The following is a 21,440-nucleotide window of genomic DNA, read 5'->3' as shown; positions in this document are numbered from 1 at the left end:
GGGGCAGTGGGTCAGGCGGGGGCGGGCGCCTCGTGCTCCGTGGAGGGGGCCGGTTCACCGTCGGCCCGGGGGCGCTTGCGGGCGGACTTGAGGGCGATGACCAGGGCCGCGCTCACGACCGTCCCGGCGAGGACGGCCGCGAGGTACGGGAACGGGTTGCCGATCAGCGGCACCACGAAGACACCGCCGTGCGGGGCCCGCAGCGTCGCCTCGAACGCCATCGACAGCGCCCCCGTGACCGCGCCGCCCGCCATCGCCGACGGGATGACCCGCAGCGGGTCGGCCGCCGCGAACGGGATCGCGCCCTCCGAGATGAACGACGCGCCCAGCACCCACGCCGCCTTGCCGTTCTCGCGCTCGGCCCGGGTGAACAGGCGGCCCCGCACGGTCGTGGCCAGCGCCATCGCCAGCGGCGGCACCATACCGGCGGCCATCACGGCGGCCATGACCTTCAAGGAACCCTCGTTCGGCGTGGTCAGGCCGCCCACGGCGAAGGCGTACGCCACCTTGTTGACCGGGCCGCCCAGGTCGAAGCACATCATCAGGCCCAGGAGCGCGCCGAGCAGCACGGCGTTGGCGCCGCCCAGCCCGGACAGCCAGTCGGTGAGCGCCCCTTGCAGCGCGGCGATCGGTTTGCCGACCACCAGGAACATCAGGAAGCCGACCACCGCCGACGCGACGAGCGGGATGACCACGACCGGCATGATGCCGCGCAGCACGGACGGCACCCTGAGCCGTTGGACGCCCCGCACCACCGCGCCCGCCAGCAGACCGGCCGCCAGACCGCCGAGGAAGCCCGCATCGATGGTCAACGCCACCGCGCCGCCCACGAAGCCGGGCACCAGGCCGGGCCGGTCCGCCATCCCGTACGCGATGTAGCCCGCCAGGACCGGGACCAGGAACCCGAACGCCAGGCCGCCGGTCTGGAACATCAGCGCCGCCCAGCTGTCCGCCCGGCCCCACGCGAAGTGCTCGGCGACGGACGGGGCCTTGTCGATGTCCCAGCCGCCGATCGCGAAGCCCAGGGCGATGAGCAGACCGCCCGCGGCGACGAACGGGACCATGTAGCTGACGCCGGACATCAGCCAGGCGCGGAGCCGGGCGCCGTAGCCCTCGCCGGGGGCGCCCTCCCGGTCCACCGGCGCGGCGGTGCCGGGGGCGGCGACGGCGCCCGCCGGTGCGGTGGTCTCGCCGCGCGCTGCCTTCTCCCGTACCTCCGCGATCAGCTCGGCCGCCCGGTTGACGCCCGCCTTCACGCCGACGTCCACGGTCGGCTTCCCCGCGAACCGTTCCTTCTCCCGTACGGCGATGTCATGGGCGAGGATCACGCCATCGGCGGCGGCGATGAGGGCCGGGTCGAGCCGGAGGAACCCGGCCGAGCCCTGCGTCTCGACGCTGACCTCGACGCCGGCGTCGCGCCCCGCCTGCTCCAGCGCCTCCGCGGCCATGTAGGTGTGGGCGATGCCGGTGGGGCAGGAGGTGACCGCGACGATGCGGAAGGGTTGTGCGGGGGTTTCGTCGGCGGGAGCCGTCCCGGCTGTCTCCGTCGGGGCTGTCTCGCTCACCTTGCCGCGACCGGGCGCCTGGTCCGGGTCTGCCGCTCCCGCCTCCGCTGGTGGTTCCTCGCCGCGCAGCAGGGCCGCCGCCTCCGCCGCCGAGGCCGTGGCCCGCAGCGCGGCCGTGAACTCCGGGTCCATCAGGCTGCGCGCCAGGGACGACAGGATCGTCAGGTGCGCGTCGTCGGCGCCTTCTGGGGCGGCGATCAGGAACACCAGGTCGGCCGGGCCGTCCGCCGCGCCGAAGTCGATGCCGTGGGCCGCCCGGCCGAACGCCAGGGTCGGCTCCGTGACATGCGCGCTGCGGCAGTGCGGGATGCCGATGCCGCCGTCGAGGCCGGTCGGCATCTGCGCCTCGCGCGCCGCGACATCGGCGAGGAAGCCGTCCAGGTCGGTGACGCGGCCAAGGGCCACCATGCGCGCGGCGAGCGAGCGGGCCGCTTCCTGCTTCGTCTGCGCGGCCAGGTCCAGATCGACCAGGTCCGCCGTGATCATGTCGCTCACCGGGCACATCCGCCGAGCGCGCGGTCGAGGGGGATGTCGGTGGTCACGGTGACCACTGACGGGTCCAGGTGGGCGGGGGTCGGCATCTGGCTGCCGGGCAGCTGTACGGCGGCGGCACCGTGTGCGACGGCGGCGGCCAGGGCGGTCGGCCCCTCGCCTCCCGCCGCGAGGAACCCGGACAGGGACGCGTCGCCCGCGCCCACGTCGCTGCGGACGGCGGTCACGGGTGCGTTGCCGTACCAGACGCCGTCCGCGGCGACCAGGAGCTGGCCGTCCGCGCCGAGGCTGGCCAGTACGGCTCCGGCGCCCGCGGCCCGCAACTCCTCGGCGGCCTTCACGGCGTCGCCCACGGTGGACAGGGGCCGGCCGACCGCCTCGGCGAGCTCCCGCGCGTTGGGCTTCACCACGTCGGGCCGGCCGCGCAGGGCGACCAGCAGGGACGGCCCGGACGTGTCGAGCGCGGTACGGGAGCCGTGGCCGTGCGCGCGGGTGACGAGGTCGGCGTACCAGGTGGGGGCGAGGCCCTGCGGGAGGCTGCCGCAGCAGGCGACCCAGTCCGCGCCGGCGGCGTGGGCGCCGACGGCCGCGAGGAGCGCCTCGGACTCGCCGGGCGTGAGCTTCGGGCCCGGCGCGTTGACCTTGGTGAGGATGCCGTCCGGCTCGGCGACGGCGATGTTGGAGCGGGTGTGGCCGCCGATGGGGACGGGGGCGATGTCGATACCCTGCCCGGCGAGCAGTTCCGCGACGAGCGCTCCTGCGGCGCCGCCGAGCGGGACGACGGCGAGGGTGTCGTGTCCGGCCGCCGTGAGGGCCCGCGACACGTTGACGCCCTTGCCGCCCGGGTCGGTGCGCTCGCCGGTCGCCCGCAGCACCTCGCCCCGCTCCAGGGCCGGTACGTCGTAGGTCCGGTCCAGGGAGGGGTTGGGGGTGACGGTGAGGATCATGCGCGTACGACTTCCGTTCCCGCGGCCTCGATGGCGGCCGCGTCCTGGGGGCTGAGGCCCGTGTCGGTGATGAGCAGGTCGATGTCGGTGAGGTCGCCGAAGCGGGCGAAGTGGTCCTGTCCGTGCTTGGCGGAGTCCGCGAGGAGGACGACTCGGCGCGCGGCGGCGACGACGGCCCGTTTCACGGCGGCTTCCGCGAGGTCGGGGGTGGTGAGGCCGTGGGCGAGGGAGAAGCCGTTGGCCCCTACGAACACGACGTCCGCGCGGATCTCCTCGTACGAGCGGAGCGCCCAGGCGTCCACGGCGGCGCGGGTGCGGTGCCGGACACGGCCGCCGACGAGGTGGAGGGCGATCCCGGGGTGGTCGGCGAGGCGGGCGGCGGTGGTGAGCGCGTGGGTGACGACGGTGAGCGAGCGGTCCGGGGGGATCACGGCGGCGATCCGTCCGACCGTGGAGCCCGCGTCGAGGATGACGCTGCCGTCCTCGGGCAGTTCGGCGAGGGCTGCCCGCGCGATGCGGTCCTTCTCATCGGCGGCGGTGGACTCGCGCTCCGCGAGGTCCGGTTCGAAGTCGAGGCGACCGGCGGGGATGGCGCCGCCGTGGACGCGGCGGACGAGGCCGGCCCGGTCGAGGGCCTTCAGGTCGCGCCGGATCGTCTCGGCGGTGACCTGGAACTCGTCGGCGAGGGAGAGCACGTCCACGCGTCCGCTCTCGCGAGCGAGGCGGAGGATCGCTTGCTGGCGCTCCGGTGCGTACATGTCCGTTTACATCCGTTCATGGCCGGACCTGCGGTTCCTTCTCCACCGTACGGACCGGGAGGGCCGAAGTAAACAGGTTCGGGCAGAGAAACGGGCATGAACGGGCATACGGGCACCCCAGGGCCGCAGCGCCCGAGGGTGCGCGGGCGGGTCCCGGGCGGCAAGGACCGGGGCGCGCAGGCCGCAGCCCCTCGCCGGGGGGGGGGAGGCGGGGGGCTGCGGGTCTGGCCACCGTCCCGCCCCTGGGGGGAATCCGGGCGGGACGGTGGGTTTGTGGGGGCCACGAGCCGCGTGGCTCGCACCCGGGGCCGTCAGGGCCTTCGGGACCTCGGGCCTTCCGGGACCTTGAAACCTGCAGGCTCCCGGGCCTTCCGGCCTCGGCCCTTCGGCCTCACGCCGCCGCGTCGAAGCCCGTGTCGCGGGCCATGCGCTTCAGCTCCAGCAGGGCGTGCTTCTCGATCTGGCGGATGCGCTCGCGGGTCAGGCCGTGCTCCTTGCCGACCTCCGTGAGCGTCCGCTCCCGGCCGTCCTCGATGCCGTACCGCATCCGGATGATGGACGCCGTGCGGTGGTCGAGGCGGTCGATCAGGTCGTCCAGCTCCTCGCTGCGCAGCAGGGTGAGCACCGACTGCTCGGGCGACACCGCCGACGTGTCCTCCAGAAGGTCACCGAACTGGGTCTCACCGGCGTCGTCCACGGACATGTTCAGCGACACCGGGTCGCGGGCCCAGTCGAGTACGTCGGTGACGCGCTCCGGCGTGGACCCCAGGTCGGCGGCGATCTCGGCGGGCTCCGGGTCGCGGCCGTGCTCGCGGTTGAACTCGCGCTGCACACGGCGGATGCGGCCCAGCTCCTCCACCAGGTGGACGGGGAGCCGGATCGTGCGCGACTGGTCCGCGATGGACCGCGTGATGGCTTGGCGGATCCACCACGTCGCGTACGTCGAGAACTTGAAGCCCTTCGTGTAGTCGAACTTCTCCACGGCGCGCACCAGGCCCGCGTTGCCCTCCTGGATCAGGTCCAGCAGGGGCAGCCCGCTGCGCGGGTAGCGCCGGGCCACGGCGACCACCAGGCGCAGGTTGGAACGGATGAAGACGTCCTTCGCGCGCTCGCCCTCGGCGACCAGGCGCTCCAGCTCCTCGCGGGTCGCGCCACCGGCCTCGGTCTCCACCTCTCCGTCCAGGATCTGCTGGGCGTAGACACCGGCTTCGATGATCTGGGACAGCTCGACTTCCTTGGCGGCGTCGAGCAGCGGCGTGCGCGCGATCTCGTCGAGGTACATGCCGACCAGGTCGCGGTCGGCGATCTCCCCGCCCACGGCGCGAACGCTGTTGGCCCGATCGGTCCCGGTGCTGGCGGACTCCGGACGGGCGACGGCACGGGTTGCCATGCGAGCTCCCTTACTGAGTAGGTCGCGACACCCTTCCGGGTGCCCTGCATCCGACGGAAACAACGAGTGGAATCCGGACAGAATTCCCATGCCGCCCATCGATTTCGCGGATCATGCAGTACCCTGTGCGGCCCGAAGGGCGGGGTGCCCGCTGATCGTGAGGGCAGAAACGCAGGTCGGAGCGGGTCGGTGACCGCCTCGTCGGCCTTCGTGGAGCCGTATGGCGTCCGCGTGTGAGACTGCCGTCACATGCGTCACGGTTACCCCCGTCCCCGATCGGCCCCGCCCCTCGTGGTCGCCCCGCGATTCCACGTGAACGCCTGGGGGCTTCGGCTGGAAGGACCGCTCCAGCACTTTCGTGGTTGCTCGGATCAACGGGCCGACCGCCCGGAATGTTCCGGCGCGAGACCCAATCTTCCGCCGCAGCATCCGGGACGGGGTGAGTCCTGGGCCGCCTGGGGCCGGAGGAGTAGGTCCGGGGGCGCGGCCGTGTTGGGCCTCCGGGCGGTTACGGCGACGTACGGAGGTGCCTAGGGTCCGGTGCATGGACGACATCGAGACGGCTGACAGGACCGGGGAGCTCGACGAGGCGCCTGACAGGACCGGGGTGCTCGACGAGGCGCTGGAGCGGCTGCACGCCTCGGGGCCCGAGCGGCAGGGGTGGCTCAGCAACCACGCGCCGATGGCGGTCGAGGCACTCGTACGGCACGGTCACGCGGCGAGCGTCCACCGGTGGATCGACGCGTACCGGGCCAAGCTGGAGGACCTGCCCGCCCCCTACGCGCGCGTGACGCCCGAGAACTGGCGTGAGGCGCTGGGCGACCCGGCCCGCATCACGGACTGGGCCCGGCACTTCGAGCGGGAGACCGCCGAGCGCCCCTGGCGTGACGTGCTCGCCGAGTGGTGGCCCCGGCTGCTGCCCGGCATCGCGGGGGGCGCCACCCACCCGGTGATCCGCGTCGGGCACTCCGTACGGACGCTGCTGACCACCGGGGAGACCGCCCCGCGCGTCACCGAGCTGGCGCACGCCCTCGGCTACTGGGCCGCCCGCCACCAGCCGCTGCCACCGCTCACCGCCCTGGACGCCGCGCCCACCGCCGCGGCCGCCCTGGACGCCGTACCGGCGGTTCCCGACCAGTCCGCGGGCATCCGGCACCGGCTGGCGCAGCTGACCGCCCTGCCGCGGTGGGGCGCCGACGGCGTGGACCCGGACACCGCGCGCGTGCGCCTCACCGAACTCGTCACCGCCGCCACGCACCGGTACGCCACGCACGCGCACGGCGAGCCCGTCATGCTGGTCCACGCCGCGACGGCGCCCAACGCCGTACTGCGTACGCTGCCCGCGCTGCCCCGCGAGCTGTGGGCGCCCAGCGTCGGCGCGGCGTGGGCGGCGAGCGCGGCGGTCACGGCCGCGTACACGCCGTCGGGCCCCACGTCGTACGACACGTCGTACGAGACGAGCGCCCTGACGGCCGAGGACGTGTTCGGGCGGGCCGCCGCGCACGGCGACGACCACGCCATCAAGTTCGCCGACACCGCCCTCGACGTGGGCGACCCGGCGGCGCTGGGCGCCGCCGTGCGGGCCGTGGAGCTGATCGGATCGTCGGACGGCTGACCTGTGAGGGTTGAGGTGCGGCCGGTCAGCCGAACTGGACGGAACGCTTCGCCAGGCCCATCCAGAAGCCGTCGATGACGCTGCGGCCCATGTCGAGCTCGCCCGCCGCGTCCGCCGCGCCGAGCGTCACGAACAGCGGGGCGAAGTGCTCGGTACGCGGATGGGCGAGCCGCCCGGCGGGTGCCTTGTGCAGGAAGTCCAGCAGGCCGTCCACGTCCCGCTCGGCCAGGGCGCGACGGCCCCACTCGTCGAACTCGGCCGACCACGCGGGGATGCCGCCCTGCCGCAGCGCGGCCAGGTTGTGGGTGAAGAAGCCACTGCCGACGATCAGAACGCCCTCGTCGCGCAGGGGAGCCAGCCTGCGTCCGAGCTCCATCAGCCTGGCCGGGTCGAGGGTCGGCAGGGACACCTGGAGGACCGGGATGTCGGCGTCCGGGAACATCTCGACGAGCGGCACGTACGCCCCGTGATCGAGGCCCCGGTCCGGGATGTCCTGTACGGGCGTACCGGGGGCGCGCAGCAGCTTGCGGACCGCCTCCGCGAGCGCCGGTGCGCCGGGGGCCTGGTAGCGGACGCGGTAGTAGTGCTCGGGGAAGCCCCAGAAGTCGTAGACGAGCGGCACGGTCCGGGTGGCGCCGAGTGCGAGCGGGGCCTCCTCCCAGTGGGCCGACACCATGAGGATCGCCTTCGGCCGGGGCAGGTCGGCCGCCCACGCGGCGAGCTGGCCGGGCCACACGGGATCATCGGCGAGCGGCGGGGCGCCATGGGAGAGGTACAGGGCGGGCATCCGCTCCGCGGTGGCGGTGTCGGTCATGGCGGGTCCTCTTAGCGTCGCAGGAGGCTCAAGCTTGAACCTTCAAGCTTGTCTCGGGTACCACGGTAGCGCCGCTTAGTTGAATCTTCAAGAAGAAGTAGAGTGGATACATGAACACCGCATCCATCGACGGCGATGGCGCACCCGGGTCGGGCTCACCGACGGAGCCGCGCTGGCTCACCGACCGCGAGCAGCGCGTCTGGCGGTCGTACCTCCACGCCACCATGCTCCTGGAGGACCACCTCGACCGGCAGCTCCAGCGGGACGCGGGGATGCCGCACATCTACTACGGACTGCTCGTCCAGCTCTCCCAGGCGCCCCGCCGCCGGATGCGGATGACGGAGCTGGCGAAGGGCGCCAAGATCACCCGCTCCCGGCTCTCCCACGCCATCGCGCGCCTGGAGAAGAACGGCTGGGTGCGCCGCGAAGACTGCCCTTCCGACAAGCGCGGCCAGAACGCGTACCTGACGGACGAGGGTTTCGAGGTGCTGCGCCACAGCGCGCCCGGCCACGTCGAGGCCGTACGGCAGGCCATGTTCGACCGGCTCACGCCCGAGCAGGTCGATCAGCTCGGCGCGATCATGCGCGTGGTGGCCGACGCGCTGGAGCCATCGGACCCGAACGCGGACCTGCCCTGGCTCCGCTGAGGCAGCGGAACCAGGGCGGGCGAACGTCGGGGGTGCCGAGCCGGGGTCAGTGGGCCAGGACCGGCACCGGGACCTCGTCGTCGGGCGCGCCGTCCTTCACCGCGCCGCCCGGAGCGGCGTTCGGGCGGCCGGTGTCGACCATCGCCACCGCGATGGAGGCGGCGACGGCGAGGATGCCGACCGCCCACCAGATGGCCGACGTGTAGCCCTCCACCATGGCCTGGAGCTGCACCAGCCGCAGCGCCTCCGGAGTGGTCGCCGACGCGGCGTGCGAGGTGACGTACGCGGTGGTCGCGGAGGCGGCGATCGTGTTCAGCAGGGCCGTCCCGATGGCGCCGCCGACCTGCTGCGAGGTGTTCACCATCGCGGACGCCACCCCCGCGTCACGCGCCTGCACGCCGTGCGTCGCCAGGGACATCGCCGGCATGAACGCCGTACCCATGCCGAGGCCCAGCAGCAGCTGCGCGGGCAGGATCAGACCCACGTACGAGGAGTCGATCTCCAGCTGGGTCAGCAGCAGCATGCCGACGGAGGCCGACAGGAAGCCGGGGCCCATCAGCAGGCGCGGCGGGACGCGGGTCATCAGCCGCGCTCCGATCTGCGTGGAGCCGGTGATCATGCCGACCACCATCGGCAGGAACGCGAAGCCGGTCTTGAGCGGCGAGAAGCCCTTCACCACCTGGAGGTAGTAGGTGAGGAAGAGGAAGAGGCCGAACATCGCGATGACCGCGAGCCCCAGGGAGAGGTACACGCCCGCGCGGTTGCGGTCGGCCAGGACGCGCAGCGGCAGCAGCGGGTGCCTCATCACCGACTCGACGGCGACGAACGAGCCCAGCAGCACCACGGACGCGGCGAACACGATGATCGTCCAGTCCTCGGTCCAGCCGTACGTCTCCGCGCGCGTGAAGCCGTACACGAGAGCGACCAGGCCCAGCGTGGACAGGACGACGCCGGGGACGTCGAGCGGCGAGCGGTTGCGGGTCCCGGCGGGCTCGCGGATCACGAAGTACGCGCCGACGGCGGCCACCACGGCGAACGGGACGTTGACGTAGAACGTCCAGCGCCAGTCCAGGTACTCGGTGAGAAAACCGCCCAGGATCAGGCCGACCGCGCCGCCGCCGCCCGCGATGGCGCCGTAGATGCCGAACGCCTTGGCCCGCTCGCGGCCCTCGGTGAACATCACGGCGAGCAGCGACAGCGCGGCGGGCGCCAGGAGCGCGCCGAACACGCCCTGCAGCGCGCGGGAGCCGAGCAGCATCGCCTCACCGGTCGCCGCGCCGCCCAGCACGGACGCGGCGGCGAAGCCGATCAGGCCGACGACGAACGTCCGCTTGCGGCCCCACAGGTCGGCTATTCGCCCGCCGAACAGCAGCAGCCCGCCGAAGGCCAGGGCGTACGCGGTGATGACCCACTGGCGGTTGCCGTCGGATATGCCCAGGTCCTGCTGGGCGGAGGGCAGCGCGATGTTCACGATGGTCGCGTCGAGCACCACCATCAGCTGTGCGAGGGCGATGAAGACGAGTGCTCTCCAGCGCCGCGGGTCGGGCAGCGCCGCGGCCGCCGGTTCAGGGATTTTCGACATGGGTGTGGCCACCTAATGGGTCGTCAGGAGCGCCCGGGGAAGAACCTCAGGGCGTCAAGGAGTGCGAGAGGCAGAAGCGCGGAGCGTTCGAGGGGCACGGGGGGTCGGAGCGTCCAGGGAAAGCGAGGCGTTCGAAGCCGGGGACGTTCGAGGAGCCCGGGAAGCCGGGCAGCCGGAAGGCGGCTGCTTCACGGGCTGTGGCGGGTACGGCCACCCGGACTCGGCGTCGGGAGGCGTCAGGAGGCGTCGGGGTCGCGTCGGTCAGAGGCGGCTCTGCTGCTCGGGGCCTTCGTGGTCCTCGTGGTCCTCGTGGCTTTCCGGGGCGGCGGGCCGCCGGAGGCCCTCCAGGGTCGCGGGCGCGCCGGGCAGCTCCGAGCGGCCGGGGGCCTCCAGGCCGTCCAGCAGCAGCTGGAGGTGGCGGTGGACGAACTGGTCGTTGACCGGGCAGGCGATGCCGGGCAGCGGCCTGGTCAGCTGGGACAGGGCCACCAGCAGATCCCCGACGGCGACATCGGAGCGCATCCTCCCCGCCTTCTGGGCCCGCTCGAACAGCCCCAGCACCGCCGTCTCCAGCCGGTCGCGCGCGGCGGCGATGCACGGCTCGTCGGGCTCGAAGACGCCGGACAGCATGGGGCAGAGGGCGCCTATCCGCTCGTCGGCCGCCTCGTGCGTGAAGCGGCGGACCGCGGCGAACGGCTCCGGCTCCTCGGCGGCGGCCCGCTCGGCGCTGTCGGCTATGCGCGCCATGACCGAGACGACGACCTCGTGGACGAGCGTCGTACGGTCCGGGAAGTGCCGGTACACGGTGGCGTTGCCCACTCCGGCGCGGCGGGCTATCTCGTCCAGCGGGGCGTCGGCCCCGGACTCGACGAGCATCTCGCGCGCGGCCGCGACGATCCGCTCCCGGTTGCGCAGCGCGTCCGCGCGAGGCCGCCCGGCCCGGCCCGTACCGGAACCGCCGGACGCGCCCGACGAGCCGGAGGCCGCGCACGCGCCGGAGGCGGTCGGCACACCCCACGCGGCGGACACATCGGACGTGGCGTACACGCCGGACGCGGGCGACGCACCGGACGCGACGCGTCGCGCCGGGGCCGCGGCACCCGCGGCGACGGAGGCGCCCGCACCCGAGGTGGTGGTCATGGCGGTCACAGCCGACTCCTCTCTCGCACCCGAAGGCTCGTACCGGAAGGGAAAGCCACCGGCAACCGGGGAGCTGCTCCCCGCTTACCGATGTCACCCTCCCAAACGGGGACCACCTCCCCGTTTGTTCCCAGCTAGATGTGACCTCCGTCACTCACCGTGAGCGTTCCCACGATCGGGCCACCCGGCGAGCGCCCCCGCACCCGCCGGAACAGGCTGTTGGCCATGCAGCAGCCGACCAGCCGGCGACGGCGAATACGCAGGACGGCCGCGATCGGAACCGTCACGGCGCTGGCCGTGGCCGCCCTCGCCACGGCGAGCGCCACACTCCACGGCCCCGTCCCCGTCACGGGGGGCCCGGCGGCGACCGACCCGGCCACGCGGGCGCTCGCCGAGTCGGCCGACACGGCAAGCCTCGCCGCCTGCCGCATCCGGGCGGAGAGCGGCGTGCAGATGTCCGAGGGCATCCCCACCCCGCCCGGCTACGCCAGCTCCACGGGCGTGGTCCGCGCCCTCAACCTGATGATCGACTTCCCGGACGCGCCGGGCGAGGGCCCCGCGATGCGCCGGTTCGCGGAGTTCTTCCCGCAGACCGCCGACTGGTTCCGCGTCAGCTCGTACGGGCGGCTGCGATACATGCCCTACGCACCCGTGCCGGACTGGCTGCGGATGCCGCTGCCGTTCCCCGCGTACGGCATCGACCGCGGCGCGCCGTACGAGCCGGGGTACCGGCAGCTGGTCGAGCACATCGTGGAGGCGGCCGACGAACGCGTCGACTTCAGCGCGTACGACCTGGTCAACGTCCTGGTCACGCCGAACGCGGGCCCCTCGGCGCTGGACACGGTCCTGTCCGTCACGTTCTCCGGGAACGGCGAGGCGCCCAGCGCGGACGGCGTGACGCTGTCGAACACGTCGTTCGTGTACAGCCGCCAGGACGACGGCTCCGGGTCGTTCCACGAGACCGGCTACCGGGTGCTGCCGCACGAGAACGGCCACGTCTTCGGCCTGCCCGACCTGTACACCGCCGAGGGCGGGGCGGCGGTCGGCCACTGGGACATCATGTCCGAGGACTGGGGGGCCAACAACGACCTGCTGGGCTGGCACAAGTGGAAGCTGGGGTGGCTCGACGCGGACCAGGTCCGCTGCGCGGCGAAGCGCGGCACCCGCGAGTACACGCTCACGCCGCTGGCCCGGCCAGGGAAGGGCGTGAAACTGGCGGTGGTGCCGCTGGGCGAGCTGGCCGGGTACGCGATGGAGGTCCGCACCCGCGAGGGCAACGACGAGGCGGTGTGCGACCCGGGCGTGCTGGTCTACCGGGTGCGGGCCGACGTGGACACGGGCCAGGGACCCGTGACCGTCGAGGACGGCGACCGTGACAGCGGGGGCTGCACGCGTCGCCCCAACGTGCACGCGGAACTGTCGGACGCGCCGTACGGCCCAGGCGAAACGTTTCATGACGGGGCGGCCGGGGTGACCGTGACAGTCCTCTCCCGCGAGCGGAACGGGGCGTACCGGGTGCGGGTGACACGCGGCTGAGGCGGCGCATGGGGACCGCGTACGGGTGAGGCGCCGCTGAGGCGCGCGGCGGACCGCTGCCGCCTGCCCGCCGTCGTCCCCGCACCGCCCCGGGGCCGCTGCTCTGCGCCTCTCCGGCTCGCCTCGGAGCGCCCTATACCCCTTCGCCCTCGCCTACGCGCGCGTAGGACCGCCGCAGCTCGTCCTTCAGGACCTTCCCGCCCGCGTTCCGGGGCAGCGGCACGTCCCGTACGACGACGTGCGCGGGCACCTTGTACGCGGCGAGGCCCCGCGCGACGTGCGCCCGCAGCTCCTCGGCCGTGACCGCGCCGGGCCCGCCCCGGAGCCGTACCACCGCGGCGACCTCCTCGCCCAGGACGGGGTGCGGGACACCCAGCACGGCGGCCTCGGCAATGGCGGGATGCCCGTACAGGGCTGCCTCGACCTCGACGCAGTACACGTTCTCGCCGCCCCGGATCACGACGTCCTTGATGCGGTCCACGACGCTCACCCGCCCGTCCTCCCGCACCACGGCGAGGTCGCCGGTCCGGAACCAGCCGTCCGCCGTGAACGCCGCCGCCGTCGCCTCCGGGTCGCGCCAGTAGCCGCGCACGAGGCTCTGACCGCGCAGCAGCAGTTCACCGGTCTCCCCGTCGGGCAGCGGCCGCCCGTCGGGCCCGGCGACGCGCGTCTCGGTGACCGGCGTGGGGCGGCCCACGCTGTCGGGCCGTCGGCGGTACGCCTCGCCGTAGTGGGCGAGGACTCCGCCGCAGGTCTCGGTCAGCCCGTAGCCGTTGCGCGGCTCGATCCGGTCGCCGTACGCCTCGGCAAGGCGGCGCACCAGTGCGGGCGGGGCGGGGGCGCCGCCGGTGTTCAGGTTCGTGAGGGTGGCCAGCCGCTGCCCGGCGGCCGCGTCGAGCAGCTGAAGGGCGGTGGTGGGCACGCCCGCGTAGTGGGTGACGCGGTGCAGGTCGATGAGGTCGAGGGCCTTGGCGGCGTCCCACTTGCGCATCATGACGAGCGTGCCGCCGACCGCCATGACGGCGTACACGGAGGTGAACGCGGCGGCGTGGAAGAACGGGAACGTGGTCAGCGAGACCGGCGCCCGCCCCGTACCCGGCAGGGCGCCGCGGTCCAGGGCGGCCGCCGCGGCCTGGTAGCGGGGGTTGATCGCGGCGGCGACCTGCGCGCGGTGAGTGGCGACGGCGCCCTTGGGGTGGCCGGTGGTGCCGGAGGTGTAGAGGATGGTCGCGTCGTCGTCGGGCAGCACGTCCACAGCGGGCGGCGCCACATCGTCGCCGTCGCCGTGGGTGGCCTCCCGGAAGTCGAGGCACGGTACGCCGTTCCGCGCGGCCCAGCCGCCCAGCAGCGACGCCCGCTCGTCGTCCACGAGCAGCGCGCCCGGCGCGCAGTCGTCCAGGGCGTACGCGCACTCGTCCGCCGTCCACCAGGCGTTCAGCGGCACGGCGACCAGCCCGGCGAGCTGCGCCGCCCAGAACGCCACCTGCCACTCGGGGTGGTTCCGCCCCGCGATGACGGCCCGGTCACCGGGGCGCAGCCCGTACACGTCGGCCAGGCGCCGCGCGAGCCCGCAGGCGGCGCGGAGGAACTCCTGGTACGTGTACGCGGCGCCGTCCTCGCCGACCAGGAACGGCGCGTCGCCGAACGCCCAGGTGGCCTCGGCGAACTCTCGCAGCGTGCGGGGGCCGGAGGCGTACTCCAGCCGCCCGTCCTCGCCGGGCACGACGGCGAACGGCGCCCCGGGCGAGGTCAGCAGGGCCTCGGCCCGCGACGGACTCTCGACGTACGACACCCGGGGGACGGTACCGGACGTCCATGGACACCGAGCGGGGGTGGCACACCCCGGAGACGCGAGGGGCGGGCGGCGAGGCGAGGACGGCAGGGGGCGGCGCCGGGGAAGGCGACGAGACGGATGCGGGGCGACCCCACCGGCGAGGGCAGCGGGCAGCGTCAATGTCGCGTCAAGGCCGAGCACGGCGGCGTAAGGACCCCGTCAAGGGCGCGGACGCGGGGGCGGCGAGCGGTTTTTCTCGTAGGGCCCCGATTCCGTTCACCCCCCTGGGAGCAGCGATGGCCGACGTGGCCTTCGTCGTCGCCGCACTGGCGGTCCTCGCCCTGGTCGCGGCGATCACCCGCGCGATCACCCGGCTCTGACCACCACCCGCGCGCCCAATGGGGCCATCGGCACACCCCCGGCAATCCCCATCCGCTACGCTGTCACCGGTCAGTCGGCCGTCTGGCGCAACCTCGGGACCCGAGCTCCCGACCCTCCGCCCGTCAGCCCTCCGACCAGGGCGTCCACGCGCCCCGCCTCCGTAGCTCAGGGGATAGAGCACCGCTCTCCTAAAGCGGGTGTCGCAGGTTCGAATCCTGCCGGGGGCACAGACAGAAGGGCCAGCTCAGGAGGGGTTTCCTCCCGGGCTGGCCCTTCGTCGTGTCCGGGGCCGTGCCACACGCGTGCCACTAGTGCCGCATCAAGCGACGTTTGCCCTGCCTGTACGGTCAGGGCATGGATGCCAGCGGCCGGCCAACTCTTGATGAGATCGAAGATCGCTTCGTTGAGCTTGTCGCGGGTCGGCTGTCCCGGGACGAGGCCGACTGCTGGGCGGCAAGGTGGGTGATGGAGGACGGGATCGCCTGGGACGACCTGTCCTGGTGGGCGCTGAACCTCCTCTACGGAGTCGATCTCCCCGCGGGCGAGAGCGGCGGCTACCTGCACGACGACGAACAGGTACGGACTTGGCTTGCTGAGTTGAAGGAACGCCGAGCGATGTCGTGAACAGGGCAAACGTTGCCTGATGCGGTACTGGAGTCCACATCTCCTAGTCGAAGGCCCCTCCCCCGTCGTCGCGGATCATGGCCCCGAGTCGGTCCGCAATGGCCCGGTCCCGGGCGCTGGTCATGTGCTGGTAGATCAGCGCGGCCCGGGAGCTGCTGTGCCCCATGCGCGTCATCAGCTCCCGCGTACTGGCGCCGGCCATCGAGGCCAGCGTGTTGCCCGTGTGCCGTAGATCGTGGAAGTGCAACTCGGCCGTGACGCCCGCGGCCTTCCGGGCCTTGACCCAGTCGTCCCGGAAGTTGCTCCGCCGCAGTTGCCCGCCCTGCGGCCCGACGAAGACGTGACCGTCGCGGCCGGGAGCGGCGAAGTGCTCCAGGTGGTGCGTGACCGCGTCGAGCAGTTCGGCCGGAAACGAGACGGAGCGCAGCCCAGCTGCGGATTTCGGCGCCTTGTCGAAGAGCCGGCCGTCCTGCAACTCGGCCTGAGCCCGGCGCACGGTAACTGTCAGCCCTTCCAGGTCGATGTCACGGCGCCGCAGGGCGGCCAACTCTCCGAACCGCAGGGTGGTGAAGGCCGCCAGGAGCACGAGGAGGCGGTAGCGCGGCGCGATGGAGTCGGCGACGGCGAAGACCTCCGCCACCGTGAGGACCGGCCGCTCGGGCACGTCGTAGCGGTCCGCGCCCTTGACGCGGCACGGGTTGCGCCGGATCAGCTCGTCGTCCACGGCCGTGTTCATCAGGGCGCGCAGCAGTTGGTACGCCTTGACCACCGTCGGCTCACCGACGCCGGCCGCGAGGAGCTTGCCGCGCCAGCTACGCACCCGGGCGGTCGTCACGTCGGCCACGCTCCCGGCTCCGAAGGTGGGCAGGATGTGCAGCCGCATCACCGACTCGTTCCGCTCGCGGGTGCGGTCGGCGAGCTTCCGGTCCCGCAGCCACGCGGTGGCGTACTCCCTGAAGTTCACCGCCCCCGCGTCCGGGTCCGACCACTGCCCGCGCGTGATGTCCGCCTCGATGTGCGTCAGGGCGACCTGGGCATCGGTCTTGGTCGCGTACGTCTTCTCCGCCGGGCGCAGTTGCCCCGTCTCCGGGTCCCGGTAGCGGACCTGCCAGCGGCCGGACGGAAGCTGTCGGACCGACCCGAAGCTCCGGCGCTTCCCCTTCTTGTTGGCCATCAAGCAGCCCTCCGCAGAGAGCCGCGCCGGTCGCTGATCGGACGCACCGTGTTGGCGTCGATGAAGGCGTTCACCGCGCTCTCCGGGATGCGGACGTGTCGACCGACCTTGACGAACACGATGCGCCGCTCGGCGACCAGGCGGCGGGGGAAGCGCTCGGTGGTGCCGAGGAGTTCGGCCACCTGCGCCACGGTGAGGTAGCGGTCAGCCATGGGTGAGTTCTCCTTCCGTTCCGGGGGCGGGCGCGAGGGATGCGGTGAGCCAGGCTTCGGCGTCGGACAGGCCGGTTCCGGTGAAGGCCCAGTGGGCGAGGACGTACGTCGTGTCGGTGTCGGTGTCGTGCTCGGGTGGTGTGGTGGCCGCCTGTGCGTGGCGCCATGCGGCGCGGGCGTGGCGGAGGGCGCCGAGGGTGGTGGAGTAGCGGCGGGATTTGGTGGAGAAGTGGCCGCGGAAGCCGAGCATGTGGGCCCAGGCGCGCAGGCGGAGGTGTTCGAGGTCCTTGCGGGCGCCGAGGGTCCAGGCGGTGCGGATGAGGCGGCGGGCGTGGTCGTTGATGTCGAGCTGGGCGAGTTCGGCGGCGAACTTCAGCGGCCGGTCGAGGGCGCCCGTCGCGGTTTCGGCGCCTTTGGTGGCGTACTTGGCGATGTAGGCGGCCACGGCCCGTTCGGTCAGTTCCCGGCCGTCGTCGAAGTCGGCCGAGCGGATGGTGCGGATGTCGAGTTGGCGGCCGAAGGCGAAGGTGTGGGCGCGGCCGTCGATGACCGGGCCGTCCACGCGGGCGGTGGTGGCGGCGGCCCGGATGGCGTCGGTCAGCAGCTCGGCGGTGGCCCAGGGCGGGGGCGGGGTGTCGCCGCCGTCGGGGCCGTCGATGCGGATGACGGCGTGGAAGTGGACGGCGCCGCGCTTTTGGTATTCGGCGACCTTGGCGAAGGACACCCGGGCGTGTTCGCGGAAGGCCCGTTGGGTGAGTCCGGCGCGCTTGGCGACCTCCCGGCGCAGGTAGATCGAGAAGCGCCGCCACAGCGGACCGGCGTGCGCGTTCCACAGCACGGCCGCTTCGTAGTCGTAGGTGTCCGGGTCGAGGGCGGTGCCGAGTACGGCGTCGTCCTGGTCGTGGCGGATGCCGCAGCGGCAGGGGCGGACCGTGCCGGCCGGGCCGGTGGGGCGGTTGTGGACCGGACCGAAGCCGGGGGCGGTGAAGGTGGCGAAGACCCGCGGATGGGCGGCGACGCGTTCGGGGACGCCCTTGCCGCCGCGCAGCCCGGCGGTGATCAGGTGGAAGGTGTCCCTGCGGTACACCTCGGCGCAGGCCGCACACCGGGTCGCACGCCGGTTGTTGCAGCGGACGAGAAGCTGACCGGCGGGCAAGTCCGAGGAATCCAGGTGGTTCAGGATGCGGCCGATCTCGCCGGTCGTCCGGGCCACTGCGTATTCGGTGCGGTGGCCGTCGAGGCGGATCGGGTGTGTGCAGCCACCGAGGCCGGACAGTTGGCGGGCCAGCTCGGGCAGGGTGCCCAACGAGGCCAGAGCGGAGAGTTCCGCCAGCGGGGGCGGAGTCTGCCGGGTGATGATGGGAGTTCCTTTCGGCTGTCGTGACAGTTCGGAAGGGATGGCCCCGGGGCGGCGGGATGCTTGGCGGCTTGTTGCCGCCCCGGCGGCCGGTCAGCGCTTGTTCGCGTCGTTGACGAGCGAGCGCAGGACCACGGCGGCGACGGCCACCGAGATAGCCGTGACGGCGACGGCGGCCAGAAGCGCGGTAAGCACGGTCCCGACGACGACCACGGCGGCGACCGCGCCGACACCGACGCCCACGTACGGGGCGACCGGGCGGCCGGCCGAGGGAGCCGGGGCCTGCGTCTGCTGATGGGTGACGGTGGTCGTCGGCGGAGTCGGGACGTCGGGCAGCTTGGGACGGAACACGGCTGATCTCCTTGTCACTCGTGGGTGCCGTTGACGACGTCGACCCCGGAGCGGGTGCCGGACTCGATGGCGGGGGCGAGGAAGGTGTGGGAGAGCCAGAAACCGAAGAGCGCGATCACGACGGCGACCCAGAGCCGGACGCCGAGGAACTTGATCGCGGCCCAGGCGATGACGCCCAGGACGAAGACGAGCGGCAGCGAGACGGTCATGGGAGCTCCCTCAGCGGACGCGGCAGCGGTGGGTACGGGCGGCCAGCTCGGCGGCGGCGCGGCTGTCGTAGTCGGTGGAGAAGCCGCAGCGCGGAGCCGTGCAGGCGGCGGTGTGCTTCTCCCGGCCGCGGCCGTCGTAGTACGTGGCGACCTGCACGGGGCCGATGCGGACGACGCGGCGGAAGCGGCGGTTGGCGGTCATCAGGGGGTCTCCTTCGGGTCTTCGCCGGTGAAGTCGGTGACGTGCTCGGCCAACCAGTGCAAGATCTCGTCGCCCTCGTACTCGTCGGCGGCGAGGATCACGGGCTCGGCGATGAGCACGGCTTCGGTGAGGCGGTTCTGTCGGGTCAGCTCGGCGGCACGCTTCAGCGCGCGGAGCGTGGACGGTCGCACGGGGGAAGTCCTCCGGGTCAGGTCAGATGGGCGGAGAGGGCTTCGGCCAGCGGCATCGGGACGCCGAGCCGGGCGCGAAGGGTCGATGTGTCAATGGGCGTGCCGGTCCGGGCGCGGTGCTCGTCGGCGACCTTGTGCGCGAGCGCGACGAGCGCCGGCGGGACCGGAGTCGTGGAGGGCGGAGCCGGTTCCGACACCGCAGCGGGCAACTCCGGGGCGGAGGCAGGTTCTTCGGACGCCGCCGGCCCCGGGGCCGACTCGCCCTCCCCCGTCGCGGCGTCCGCGGTTGCTCCGTGGGCGAGCAGCGTCCCGCCGAGGAAGGCGATCGCGGGCCATCCGGCGACGAGGATGCGCAGCCAGTCCGGCACGTCGTTCAGGTCGAGGAGTCCGGCCGTGGCGACGTTGGCGCCGAGCGAGGCAGTCAGGGCGATGAGGAACCAGCACCACCCGGCCGTTCTCGTTGGACCGGAGCGCAGCCGCCGCCAGGCCGCGACCAGCAGCAGGTCGACGGAGACCGGATAGGCCCATGCCTTCCAGCCGTCCTGTCCGGCGGCCAGCGCCAGGTCGTGCAGGTGGGCGAAGGACAGTGCGGCGGCGATCAGTGCTTGGACGAGTACGGCGTCGATGCGGACGGGCAGGGCGCGCACGGCGCAGCTCCTTCCGGTTCCAGGCATGGAGGGGGTAAGGGCATGGCACGGGACGGCCGTGCCGGCCGTGGGCGGGTGTGCTTACTCGGTGACCGGGCGGCCCGTGGCCACGGGTCCGGACGGCTCCCCTACCGGTACCGGCGGGATGTGCGGCCGGAAGGCATCGAGCGCCGGTACGTCGGGGGCGAGGTGAGCCGTCGTGCGACAGGTGGCCGCGGCGTCGGCGAGGGAGAGGTGAGGGGTGCGGATGCGGGACCAGCCGCCGGAGGTGTCGCCGACGACGGCCAGGCCGGGCAGCTCGGGGGCGATGGCACAGGCCGCGAAGACGGCCTCGGGGGCGATGTCACCGAGCGCCATCTTCGCCGAGGCTTCGTCGTTCACGCGGTGGCAGACGCGGCCGGTGAGCTGGGCGCGGAGCATGGTCGCACCCTTGCCCAGCTCGGCGCCGAAGCGCTGTCCGCATACTTCGAGGTAGATCCCGGCGGCCCGGCCGAGCTGGGCGAGCCGGATGAGCTGGGTGACCATCTCGTCCCGCCGTTCCTCCTCCTTCCGCGTGGCGACGAGGAAGAGTTCTGCGACCTCGTCGATGAACAGCACGATCGGGGCCGGGCGTTCGTCCTCCGGCAGTCCCCAGACGTCCGAGGTGATCAGTTCTTCCGGGGTGCCGGGCGCGATGCCCTGCCGGGCCTTGATCAGGTCGTACCGGTCCTCCATTTCCTTCACGAGCGCGGGAAGCAGCTCGGCCGCCTGGTCCGGGTCGGTCGCCAGGGCGGAGAGCCGGGGCGCGAAGGGCGCCAGCTCGACCCCGCGCTTGCAGTCGATCCCGACCAGGGCCACCGGCTGGGCGGCGAGCCCGGTCAGCAGGTTCCGCAGGTACATGGACTTGCCTGAGAGCGTGGCCCCGAGCACCAGCTCATGCGGTACGGCCCGGTAGTTCCGCACGAACGCGGTCGCGTCCTCCCGTAACGCCACAGGGATCCGAAGCGGGCCGCCGTCGGGCCGTCGGGGCATCCGCACCTTCCGCAACACGTCGAAGCCGATGAGCCGCAGCTCGACGACGCCCGGCTTGACGTCCCGCACGTGGACGGCGTGGACGCCCCAGGCGTGCCGGAGACGTTCGGCTGAGGCCGCCACGTCCGCCGGCTCCTGCCCCGGAGCCAGCCGCAGCCGCATGCGCAGGCCGGTTGTGGTGGGACGGATGACGCCCCGTCGTGGAGGCACCGGCCGGACCTCACGACGGGTGGTCGCCCGGACCGCCAGCGCCCGCCACCGGGGCGGTTCGACGGTCAGGCCGCAGGCGTCCATGGTCGAGGAGTACGAGGCCAGCAGCCGGACCACCGAGAGCGGCAGCCCGACCGCGGACCAGTACGCCGCCGGGTGGGCGTGCCGGGCGTAGGCAGCGCCGCCTATCGCAGCGAGCGCCCCGCCCAGCTCGGCCCACGTCACCAGGTCCGTCACGGCGATCAGCCCGCCTGAGCCATCGGGAAGGCACCCGGGGCAACGGCGGTCGCCCGGTAGGCGATGCCGTTTCGCTCCTTGCCGTTGAAGACGCTCTGCCACGGCCGCGCCACCAGCCCCGGGAGTGAGACCGGAGCACCGACCGTCAGGCCCTCGGCCACGCCGCTCTCCGGGACGGTGACCTGGATCAGCGACGACTCACCCTCGTCGATGTAGACGACGCCGACGGTCATCAGCGCCTCACCGGTCACCGCGTCCTTGGCGATCTCCCCGGTCTGCCGGTCGCGCACCTTCGGCGCCGGAGCTTCGGTGAGCAGGATCGTGGCGGTCGAGGCGTCAACGCGGATCACACGCACAGGGATTGCTCCTTCTGG

General features: G+C 73.1%; 23 protein-coding genes and 1 tRNA gene. 6 read left to right on the top strand and 18 right to left on the bottom strand.

Annotation, left to right across the window (positions count from 1 at the left end):
• Positions 1–11: 11 nt before the first annotated feature.
• The 4 genes from J116_RS16415 to J116_RS16400 all read right to left on the bottom strand — a co-directional run bounded on the left by J116_RS16415 (position 12) and on the right by J116_RS16400 (position 5,152).
• On the bottom strand, positions 12–2,060 hold the full coding sequence (locus tag J116_RS16415; RefSeq protein ID WP_023588161.1) for a PTS fructose transporter subunit IIABC: 2,049 nt from the start codon (positions 2,058–2,060) through the stop codon (positions 12–14).
• Complete coding sequence (gene pfkB, locus J116_RS16410) at positions 2,057–3,004, bottom strand: 1-phosphofructokinase (protein WP_023588160.1); 948 nt, start codon at positions 3,002–3,004, stop codon at positions 2,057–2,059. Before pfkB ends, J116_RS16415 begins: the two co-directional genes overlap by 4 nt.
• Entirely contained in the window at positions 3,001–3,762 is a 762-nt protein-coding gene (locus J116_RS16405) for a DeoR/GlpR family DNA-binding transcription regulator (protein WP_023588159.1), read from the bottom strand. Before J116_RS16405 ends, pfkB begins: the two co-directional genes overlap by 4 nt.
• 391 nt (positions 3,763–4,153) lie before the next feature.
• Complete coding sequence (locus J116_RS16400) at positions 4,154–5,152, bottom strand: sigma-70 family RNA polymerase sigma factor (RefSeq protein WP_023588158.1); 999 nt, start codon at positions 5,150–5,152, stop codon at positions 4,154–4,156.
• Between the two features lie 544 nt (positions 5,153–5,696).
• Here J116_RS16400 and J116_RS16395 point away from each other — a divergent pair.
• Positions 5,697–6,767: a questin oxidase family protein gene (locus J116_RS16395; protein WP_023588157.1), complete on the top strand. Its 1,071-nt coding sequence runs from the start codon at positions 5,697–5,699 to the stop codon at positions 6,765–6,767.
• Positions 6,768–6,792: 25 nt separating this feature from the next.
• On the opposite strand, the gene J116_RS16390 is transcribed toward J116_RS16395, so the two are convergent.
• Positions 6,793–7,581 carry a dioxygenase family protein gene (locus J116_RS16390; RefSeq protein WP_023588156.1) on the bottom strand — a complete coding sequence of 263 codons (789 nt, stop codon included), beginning with the start codon at positions 7,579–7,581 and terminating at the stop codon, positions 6,793–6,795.
• Positions 7,582–7,691: 110 nt separating this feature from the next.
• Between J116_RS16390 and J116_RS16385 the strand changes: the two genes are divergently transcribed.
• On the top strand, positions 7,692–8,228 hold the full coding sequence (locus J116_RS16385; protein WP_023588155.1) for a MarR family winged helix-turn-helix transcriptional regulator: 537 nt from the start codon (positions 7,692–7,694) through the stop codon (positions 8,226–8,228).
• A gap of 46 nt (positions 8,229–8,274) precedes the next feature.
• On the opposite strand, the gene J116_RS16380 is transcribed toward J116_RS16385, so the two are convergent.
• The gene (locus J116_RS16380; protein ID WP_023588154.1) at positions 8,275–9,810 is read right to left on the bottom strand and encodes an MFS transporter; all 1,536 of its coding nucleotides are present in this window, start codon (positions 9,808–9,810) and stop codon (positions 8,275–8,277) included.
• Positions 9,811–10,071: 261 nt separating this feature from the next.
• The gene (locus J116_RS16375) at positions 10,072–10,821 is read right to left on the bottom strand and encodes a TetR/AcrR family transcriptional regulator (protein ID WP_394331508.1); all 750 of its coding nucleotides are present in this window, start codon (positions 10,819–10,821) and stop codon (positions 10,072–10,074) included.
• A gap of 354 nt (positions 10,822–11,175) precedes the next feature.
• Between J116_RS16375 and J116_RS16370 the strand changes: the two genes are divergently transcribed.
• Positions 11,176–12,486, top strand: coding sequence for a M6 family metalloprotease domain-containing protein (locus J116_RS16370; protein WP_023588152.1), 1,311 nt, complete (start codon positions 11,176–11,178; stop codon positions 12,484–12,486).
• Positions 12,487–12,619: 133 nt separating this feature from the next.
• Here the strand turns inward: J116_RS16370 and J116_RS16365 are convergent, their stop codons facing one another.
• Positions 12,620–14,278: a class I adenylate-forming enzyme family protein gene (locus J116_RS16365; protein ID WP_023588151.1), complete on the bottom strand. Its 1,659-nt coding sequence runs from the start codon at positions 14,276–14,278 to the stop codon at positions 12,620–12,622.
• 161 nt (positions 14,279–14,439) lie between these two features.
• Here J116_RS16365 and J116_RS29730 point away from each other — a divergent pair, with 161 nt between their 5' ends.
• The 3 genes from J116_RS29730 (at position 14,440) to J116_RS16355 (ending at position 15,265) form a co-directional block, all read left to right on the top strand.
• The gene (locus J116_RS29730) at positions 14,440–14,640 is read left to right on the top strand and encodes a hypothetical protein (protein ID WP_139140490.1); all 201 of its coding nucleotides are present in this window, start codon (positions 14,440–14,442) and stop codon (positions 14,638–14,640) included.
• Between the two features lie 155 nt (positions 14,641–14,795).
• Positions 14,796–14,868, top strand: a tRNA-Arg gene (locus tag J116_RS16360).
• Positions 14,869–14,995: 127 nt separating this feature from the next.
• On the top strand, positions 14,996–15,265 hold the full coding sequence (locus J116_RS16355) for a hypothetical protein (protein ID WP_023588150.1): 270 nt from the start codon (positions 14,996–14,998) through the stop codon (positions 15,263–15,265).
• 43 nt (positions 15,266–15,308) lie between these two features.
• Here J116_RS16355 and J116_RS16350 read toward each other — a convergent pair whose 3' ends face one another.
• The 10 genes from J116_RS16350 to J116_RS16305 form a co-directional block, all read right to left on the bottom strand.
• Positions 15,309–16,439 (bottom strand): tyrosine-type recombinase/integrase, encoded by a 1,131-nt coding sequence (locus J116_RS16350; protein ID WP_023588149.1) that lies wholly within the window; start codon positions 16,437–16,439, stop codon positions 15,309–15,311.
• Positions 16,439–16,651 carry an excisionase family DNA-binding protein gene (locus J116_RS16345; RefSeq protein WP_023588148.1) on the bottom strand — a complete coding sequence of 71 codons (213 nt, stop codon included), beginning with the start codon at positions 16,649–16,651 and terminating at the stop codon, positions 16,439–16,441. Before J116_RS16345 ends, J116_RS16350 begins: the two co-directional genes overlap by 1 nt.
• On the bottom strand, positions 16,644–17,948 hold the full coding sequence (locus tag J116_RS16340) for a replication initiator (RefSeq protein WP_028964132.1): 1,305 nt from the start codon (positions 17,946–17,948) through the stop codon (positions 16,644–16,646). The genes J116_RS16345 and J116_RS16340 overlap by 8 nt, the downstream gene beginning before the upstream one ends.
• Before the next feature lie 153 nt (positions 17,949–18,101).
• Positions 18,102–18,359 (bottom strand): hypothetical protein, encoded by a 258-nt coding sequence (locus J116_RS16335; protein ID WP_023588146.1) that lies wholly within the window; start codon positions 18,357–18,359, stop codon positions 18,102–18,104.
• A 14-nt stretch (positions 18,360–18,373) separates the two neighbouring features.
• The gene (locus tag J116_RS16330) at positions 18,374–18,568 is read right to left on the bottom strand and encodes a hypothetical protein (RefSeq protein ID WP_023588145.1); all 195 of its coding nucleotides are present in this window, start codon (positions 18,566–18,568) and stop codon (positions 18,374–18,376) included.
• Between the two features lie 10 nt (positions 18,569–18,578).
• Positions 18,579–18,770 (bottom strand): mobile element transfer protein, encoded by a 192-nt coding sequence (locus J116_RS16325; protein ID WP_023588144.1) that lies wholly within the window; start codon positions 18,768–18,770, stop codon positions 18,579–18,581.
• Complete coding sequence (locus J116_RS16320; RefSeq protein ID WP_023588143.1) at positions 18,770–18,961, bottom strand: hypothetical protein; 192 nt, start codon at positions 18,959–18,961, stop codon at positions 18,770–18,772. The genes J116_RS16325 and J116_RS16320 overlap by 1 nt, the downstream gene beginning before the upstream one ends.
• A 17-nt stretch (positions 18,962–18,978) precedes the next feature.
• The gene (locus J116_RS16315; protein ID WP_023588142.1) at positions 18,979–19,608 is read right to left on the bottom strand and encodes a DUF2637 domain-containing protein; all 630 of its coding nucleotides are present in this window, start codon (positions 19,606–19,608) and stop codon (positions 18,979–18,981) included.
• 81 nt (positions 19,609–19,689) lie between these two features.
• Positions 19,690–21,066, bottom strand: a complete 1,377-nt coding sequence (locus J116_RS16310; RefSeq protein WP_023588141.1) for an FtsK/SpoIIIE domain-containing protein — start codon at positions 21,064–21,066, stop codon at positions 19,690–19,692.
• A 5-nt stretch (positions 21,067–21,071) separates the two neighbouring features.
• On the bottom strand, positions 21,072–21,422 hold the full coding sequence (locus J116_RS16305) for an SCO3933 family regulatory protein (protein ID WP_023588140.1): 351 nt from the start codon (positions 21,420–21,422) through the stop codon (positions 21,072–21,074).
• Positions 21,423–21,440 lie beyond the last annotated feature (18 nt).

Origin of the sequence: Streptomyces thermolilacinus SPC6 (genome assembly GCF_000478605.2) — a bacterium.
Taxonomy (GTDB): domain Bacteria; phylum Actinomycetota; class Actinomycetes; order Streptomycetales; family Streptomycetaceae; genus Streptomyces; species Streptomyces thermolilacinus.
This window is presented reverse-complemented; position numbering and strand designations above follow the sequence as displayed.

Excerpts from the sequence above, each read along its gene's own strand:
- J116_RS16350 (WP_023588149.1), bottom strand. The coding sequence starts at position 16,439 with ATGGCCAACAAGAAGGGGAAGCGCCGGAGCTTCGGGTCGGTCCGACAG.
- J116_RS29730 (WP_139140490.1), top strand. The coding sequence starts at position 14,440 with ATGTCGCGTCAAGGCCGAGCACGGCGGCGTAAGGACCCCGTCAAGGGC.
- J116_RS16400 (WP_023588158.1), bottom strand. The coding sequence starts at position 5,152 with ATGGCAACCCGTGCCGTCGCCCGTCCGGAGTCCGCCAGCACCGGGACC.
- J116_RS16395 (WP_023588157.1), top strand. The coding sequence starts at position 5,697 with ATGGACGACATCGAGACGGCTGACAGGACCGGGGAGCTCGACGAGGCG.
- J116_RS16390 (WP_023588156.1), bottom strand. The coding sequence starts at position 7,581 with ATGACCGACACCGCCACCGCGGAGCGGATGCCCGCCCTGTACCTCTCC.
- pfkB (WP_023588160.1), bottom strand. The coding sequence starts at position 3,004 with ATGATCCTCACCGTCACCCCCAACCCCTCCCTGGACCGGACCTACGAC.
- J116_RS16385 (WP_023588155.1), top strand. The coding sequence starts at position 7,692 with ATGAACACCGCATCCATCGACGGCGATGGCGCACCCGGGTCGGGCTCA.
- J116_RS16330 (WP_023588145.1), bottom strand. The coding sequence starts at position 18,568 with ATGACCGTCTCGCTGCCGCTCGTCTTCGTCCTGGGCGTCATCGCCTGG.
- J116_RS16370 (WP_023588152.1), top strand. The coding sequence starts at position 11,176 with ATGCAGCAGCCGACCAGCCGGCGACGGCGAATACGCAGGACGGCCGCG.
- J116_RS16405 (WP_023588159.1), bottom strand. The coding sequence starts at position 3,762 with ATGTACGCACCGGAGCGCCAGCAAGCGATCCTCCGCCTCGCTCGCGAG.
- J116_RS16345 (WP_023588148.1), bottom strand. The coding sequence starts at position 16,651 with ATGGCTGACCGCTACCTCACCGTGGCGCAGGTGGCCGAACTCCTCGGC.
- J116_RS16355 (WP_023588150.1), top strand. The coding sequence starts at position 14,996 with ATGGATGCCAGCGGCCGGCCAACTCTTGATGAGATCGAAGATCGCTTC.
- J116_RS16380 (WP_023588154.1), bottom strand. The coding sequence starts at position 9,810 with ATGTCGAAAATCCCTGAACCGGCGGCCGCGGCGCTGCCCGACCCGCGG.
- J116_RS16325 (WP_023588144.1), bottom strand. The coding sequence starts at position 18,770 with ATGACCGCCAACCGCCGCTTCCGCCGCGTCGTCCGCATCGGCCCCGTG.